A 1,860-nucleotide genomic window follows, 5' to 3' on the forward strand; every position below is an offset into this window, starting at 1 on the left:
GTGCGTCGATGAGCGAGTCCCTGTTGTCCCCGTCGCCGCCTGCGCCGGACGCCCCCGCACCGCTGCCTCCCACCTCGCGCCCACGTGGCCCGATGTCGCTGGTGATACTGGCGACCCTGGCCGTGGCATTCACCCTGTGGGCGGCACAGGACATCATCCTGCCGGTGCTGCTGGCGATGTTCTTCGCCCTGGTCGGCAACCCGATCCTGCGGCTGCTGCAGAAACTGTGGATTCCGCGCGCGCTCGGCGCCCTGCTGGTGCTGGGCGCCGGACTGGGCGTGACCGGTGCATTGGCGGTGCAGCTGATCGGCCCGGCGATGGACTGGGCACAGGAAGCACCGCAGCAGCTGCGCAAGGTCGCGCGCCAGGTACAGGACCTGACCAAGCCGGTGCAGCAGGCCAACCAGGCGGCGGAGAATTTCGCGCGCGTGGCCGGTGGCGACGGCAACCGCAAGGTGCAGGTGATCCGCACCCAGCTGGACGATCCGTACCGCATGCTCACGCGCGCGCCGCGGCTGGCCGCCTCGGTGCTGGCCGTGGTGCTGCTGACATTGTTCTTCATGATCTACGGCCAGAGCCTGCAGCGCGCGGCGATCGCCTTGTTCCCGAACCGGCAGCAGCAGCGATTCACCAGCGACATCCTGCGCTCGATCGAGCATGAGGTATCGCGCTACGTATTGACCATCAGCGTGATCAACACCGTGGTCGGCCTGCTGTTGGCCGGCGTGCTGATGCTGCTCGGCATCGGCCTGCAGGAGGCCCTGCTGTGGGGCACCGTGGCGGCGCTGCTGAATTTCGCGCCCTATGTCGGCCCGCTGCTCGGCGTGGCATTGATGCTGCTGATGGGCTTCGTCGAGTTCCGCGACCCGCTGCAGGCGCTGCTGCCTGCGGCCGCCTACCTGACCCTGCATACCCTGGAAGGGCAGCTGGTGACGCCGATCGTGCTTGGCCGGCAGATGAAACTGTCACCGCTGGTGCTGATTCTGGCGCTGATGGTGTTCGGCTGGGCCTGGGGCATGATCGGCCTGCTGCTGGCGGTGCCGCTGCTGGTCTGCATCAAGCTGGTGCTGGCGCGGCTGGAGGGCATGCAGGGCTGGGCGCGCTTGCTGGAGTGAGCCGACCAGGACAATGTTCGCGCCGATGGCAGGGCCGGAAACAAGGGCAGAACTGGCAGAATAGTCCCCCCTTTTTCGGATGGATCCGTTCGGATGACCTCGTTCGCCACACGTTGCCTCGCCCTCGCCTGCCTTGCCACCCCTGCTTTCGCCGCGACGCCGTCGGCAATCGAGCAGGCGCGTGCCCAGCTGGTCGAAGCGGTCACCTGCCAGCGCCACCTCAGCCCCAAGCAGTTCGAAACGAGCGCCCAGTTGCTGGCGCCGCCGCCGCTGCGGGCGGAGAACGGGGAGTCCAGCGGTGAGTTCCTGTTGACCACGCCGCTGATGGTGCTGGGCCAGCCAGTGAACCGCCTGCAGGCGTACGACGGCGACAGCGGCGAGGATGGCGTCGACAGTTTCACCGCGTACTTCAGCACCGCCAGCGTCGAACAGATCGCGGCACTGGCGAAGCTGTCCGACCCAGTGGCAGGCAGCTACACGCGGGAAGTGGGCCGGCACAACCTGGATGTGCAGCGGTTCGACGGCCAGACCACCATCGGCTGCTCCTACGACCTGCGCTGACGCACCCTGCAGCGCCCCCTGCCCGTCGCGCGCATGAAAGCGCGCGCGGGCAGGCGTAGAATGGCGGGGTGAAATTTCCTGTCCTTGCCATTACCCTCGACCTCGACGATACGCTGTGGCCGTTCGCTCCGATCGGCGCCCGCATCGACCAGGTCCTGTTCGACTGGATGCGTGAACACAGCCC

The 1,860-nt window shown here is 67.5% G+C and carries 2 protein-coding genes and 1 pseudogene; all 3 read left to right on the forward strand.

All coding sequences use genetic code 11. The annotated features are described in order from the left end of the window. The first annotated feature begins 92 nt into the window (after window positions 1-92). Complete coding sequence (locus DBR20_RS06845) at window positions 93-1,115, forward strand: AI-2E family transporter (protein WP_258223234.1); 1,023 nt, start codon at window positions 93-95, stop codon at window positions 1,113-1,115. A gap of 93 nt (window positions 1,116-1,208) precedes the next feature. Continuing rightward, window positions 1,209-1,676 carry a hypothetical protein gene (locus DBR20_RS06850; protein ID WP_108265660.1) on the forward strand — a complete coding sequence of 156 codons (468 nt, stop codon included), beginning with the start codon at window positions 1,209-1,211 and terminating at the stop codon, window positions 1,674-1,676. A 68-nt stretch (window positions 1,677-1,744) separates the two neighbouring features. Further along, window positions 1,745-1,860: pseudogene (locus DBR20_RS22745) on the forward strand (HAD family hydrolase); the annotation flags it as partial.

The sequence above is a fragment of the Stenotrophomonas sp. HMWF023 genome (assembly GCF_003060985.1).
Taxonomy (GTDB): Bacteria; Pseudomonadota; Gammaproteobacteria; order Xanthomonadales; family Xanthomonadaceae; genus Stenotrophomonas; species Stenotrophomonas lactitubi.

What these genes read in the sequence shown, in the direction of transcription:
- DBR20_RS06845 (WP_258223234.1), top strand. Translation starts at nt 93, where the DNA reads ATGTCGCTGGTGATACTGGCGACCCTGGCCGTGGCATTCACCCTGTGG.
- DBR20_RS06850 (WP_108265660.1), top strand. Translation starts at nt 1,209, where the DNA reads ATGACCTCGTTCGCCACACGTTGCCTCGCCCTCGCCTGCCTTGCCACC.